Source organism: Dehalococcoidales bacterium, from assembly GCA_030698765.1.
GTDB lineage: Bacteria > Chloroflexota > Dehalococcoidia > Dehalococcoidales > UBA2162 > JAUYMF01.
In genome coordinates, this window is sequence record JAUYMF010000003.1 from 1 (window position 1) to 3,367 (window position 3,367).

Genomic DNA, 3,367 nt, shown 5'->3' on the forward strand with positions numbered 1-3,367 from the left:
TGATACTGTCTAACAAGGCCTTTTTGTCATTGCGAGCGAAGCGTGGCAATCCGGAGGAAGTGTGGATGACATCCCACACGGATTGCTTCGCCCTCGGGCTGAACTCGGGCTGAAGCCCTCGGGACTTCGGCGTGAGCTCAGTCGAACGCTGAACTCGGGCTGAAGCCTTCCGAGTTTCGGCGGAATGGTCTCGCAGTGACACCGCCAACCAAACCGAAGAATACCTGCAAAACAGAACCTGCAATGACCTTGTTATGCCGATTAGATTGGCAAAACCGGGCAGGTCTTCCAGGTAGTCAGGAGAGATCGATAATAGCTTGCGTAGAGAGTTTGAAACGGAAATCGGTAGACCGGTTTCGATAATTGGTGAGGGTCTTGAAGCAGTTCCATGACCCAAACATCATGGCATTTAAAACGGAGTGCCCCCGTCAGCACGATTCAGGTAAAGGATTACATTCAGCAAAGTAACCTTGCTTTACGCCGGGCGGGGGCAGGATTACATGTCAAACTGGATATTAGGGTATTCCGCAATCACGCGATAGGTCGGAGTAACGAACTCATCGCCGGCAATTAAACCCAGCATTTGACCTGTAACTGATATTACTTTTATCAAGCCTTTCATCTGTCTGCCTCCTTTTATCTTACTTTCACTTATAGTCTACACTGCTGAGGTTAAAGGAACCTTAATGTTTGTCCCCGCAGGTTAAGGACAGGTTACAAACGGGTAAAAAGAGGATTACAGTGTAACTAGCTGGCGGGATACGCCAGTGAAGAGGGCAGACAGTCGGAAATATTACTAACGGCTACTTTTGAGATGCTTGGCCGGTTCTGGCTTGGCCAGAAAGTAACCAATGCCGGTCCTGGTGAGGATAATCTGCGGGTGACTGGGGTCAGCTTCAATCTTCTCCCGCAAGCGCCGGATATGAACTTTAAGACTGTCGGATGCCCCCGGATAGTCATCCCCCCAAACAGCTTCAGCGAGACTGGAATGAGTGACCACATGACCGGCGTTTCTCATCAGGTGTCCCAGGATATGACTCTCGGTAATGGTCAGGGAAATCTCTTTTTTACCATCGTAGAGTTGCCCGGTAGCCGGGTCAAGGCGGAACTGCCCGTAAACCAGCGGTTCCTCTTCCGAGGAGCTGACCCGGCGAATCAGGGATTTCACTCTGGCCAGAAGCTCCAGCTGCCGGAAGGGTTTGGTTATATAATCGTCAGCACCCCACTCCAGCCCCTTAACAACGTCAGCCTCTTCCGACCTGACGGTGAGAATAATCGTCGGGACATGGGAGAATAAACGTATCTGGCGCTACACCTCGAAACCACTGATGTCAGGTAGCCCTAAATCGAGGATAACGATATCAGGCATTTCGCTCTCGACCAGTTCGACCCCCTTTTCACCGAGGCGGGTAGAGATTACCTCGGCTTCAGGCCACCGTATCTGGAAAGCCAGGGAAATAGCATCGATAATATCACGGTCATCCTCAATGAGCAGGACTTTCATCGGTTACCCCCTCTTTAGAAGTTTTTTCAGGCTGACCGGCAGCGGTTGGCGCTGCCAGCGGAATCGAAAAGCCAAAGGTGGAGCCTTTTCCTACCTGGCTTTCCACCCATATCTTGCCACCATGAAGCTCCACCAGGTATTTACATAGCGACAGCCCCAACCCCAGTCCACTGAGGTGCTCCCGGTCAGTTATCTGCCGGTGATAAGGCTGGAAAATCCGTGATTGCTCTTCTTCGGGAATGCCGCGCCCGGTATCCTGAACCTCAACGATTAGACTGTTACTATCTTCTCTGGCCCGCAGGGTTATTTTACCACCCTCGGGAGTAAACTTCGAGGCATTAATCAACAGATTGAGCACCACCTGCCGCAGACGCTCTTCATCCGCCCATACCCGTGACATGGAATGTGCCAGAGCCAGAAACAGTGATTGGCCACTACTTGAGATCAACGCCGTCATTTCATCGGCTATTGCCCGGAGTAGCGGTTTCGGATCTAACGGACTGGGGTTTACCTGCAGCATACCAATTTCCACCCGGGCCAGATCAAGGAGGTCATCGATCCTTTTACTTAAATTAGAGGCTCCACGGTGAATATTCCGGGCAATACTTAACCATGGCTCCTCATGAAACTCAGCAATCAGCAGTTCACTTGAAGACAGTACCGGTGTTAGCGGAGTCTTCAACTCATGCACCAGCGCCCGCGTAAACTCGATTCTTCTTTCCACCTCCGCTTCAAGCTCCTGGCGCAGTTTTCTCTCCTGCTCATACAGTTCCTGCAGCTTGGCTTCGGCTTCCACCCTCTCCGTAATGTCCATGGAGTGTCCCAGTACCGCCCGCCTCCCCCGGTAAGAGACGGAAACAACCCCTTCCAGCATCCACCTTATCTGCCCCTCCCTGTTGACAATCCGGTATTTGTATGGCGAGAAACGCTCTCCCTTCAGCATCTTTATTGCGTTCTCTCTGACCATTTCCCTGTCTTCAGGCAGGATCCGGTCTATCGGGTCAGTACCTAATAGCTCGCCCACTTTACCCCCGGTGACCCGGTGAAACTCATCATTAATGAACTGAAACTTACCGTCCTGGATAATGAAGAGTCCAATTGGCGAGCTGATTCTAAAGATGTGCAGCAGTTCTTCTTCCCGACTCCGCTGGCTCTCCGCTGTCTCTAACTCGGCCACACGCCGCCGTAATTCAGTCACCTCGGTGATTAACTGTGCTTTTGTTTTTTGTTCGTCCTTCATCTTGTCCACCAGCCAAAATAAAACAGGCGCTATGCCTGGTCACAATATTTTCTGTCACCCTCGTGCCCATTGATTTTACTGCCCTCAGCCTGAGACGTCAACAAGAATCATCTTTTTAGCAATAAAGTACGTTGCCAGTAGTTAGCAATACCCGACAAAAGATTTAGGGCAGCAGTTCTGGCAAGCGGGCTAAATCTTTTGTATTATAGTACCATAATGGAAGGCCAGGCCATCGGTCAAAGCCTGAGCTAATAAGCTTTAGAGGCAGGAGAAATGATGCTATCTGATAGCCACTGTCACCTGGATATTTACCCGCCTGAAGAATTGACCCGCGTACTTGCCCGGGCAAGCGCCAATAATGTTGACGTTATCGTCAGCATGGGAATGGAACTGGAATCCTCCGCAGAGAACATCCGCCTTGCCCGGTCCCATGAGGTGGTACTGGCCGCCGTGGGCATTCACCCCTGGAATGCGGTCCCGCCATCACCGGAAGTACGCCGCCAGCTTTACGGACTCGCCCGGAAAGAACAGGTCGCCGCCATTGGTGAAATCGGGCTGGACTACGTGCGCAACCCGGAAACGAAAGAGATCCAAAAGGACTTGCTTCGCTATGAATTATCACT

General features: G+C 51.4%; 3 protein-coding genes and 1 pseudogene. 1 reads left to right on the forward strand and 3 read right to left on the reverse strand.

Annotated elements, in window-relative coordinates; genetic code table 11:
* Positions 1–496: 496 nt before the first annotated feature.
* The 3 genes and pseudogenes from Q8Q07_00060 to Q8Q07_00070 form a co-directional block, all read right to left on the reverse strand.
* Positions 497–622: a hypothetical protein gene (locus tag Q8Q07_00060; protein MDP3878689.1), complete on the reverse strand. Its 126-nt coding sequence runs from the start codon at positions 620–622 to the stop codon at positions 497–499.
* 174 nt (positions 623–796) lie between these two features.
* Positions 797–1,504 (reverse strand): annotated as a pseudogene (locus tag Q8Q07_00065) (response regulator transcription factor).
* Entirely contained in the window at positions 1,485–2,744 is a 1,260-nt protein-coding gene (locus Q8Q07_00070) for a PAS domain-containing sensor histidine kinase (protein ID MDP3878690.1), read from the reverse strand. Before Q8Q07_00070 ends, Q8Q07_00065 begins: the two are co-directional and overlap by 20 nt.
* A 273-nt stretch (positions 2,745–3,017) precedes the next feature.
* On the opposite strand from Q8Q07_00070, the gene Q8Q07_00075 reads away from it, so the two are divergent.
* Positions 3,018–3,367: TatD family hydrolase (locus tag Q8Q07_00075; protein MDP3878691.1), on the forward strand; the 350-nt coding region annotated here is incomplete at its 3' end.

What these genes read in the sequence shown, in the direction of transcription:
- Q8Q07_00060 (MDP3878689.1), bottom strand. Translation starts at nt 622, where the DNA reads ATGAAAGGCTTGATAAAAGTAATATCAGTTACAGGTCAAATGCTGGGT.
- Q8Q07_00070 (MDP3878690.1), bottom strand. Translation starts at nt 2,744, where the DNA reads ATGAAGGACGAACAAAAAACAAAAGCACAGTTAATCACCGAGGTGACT.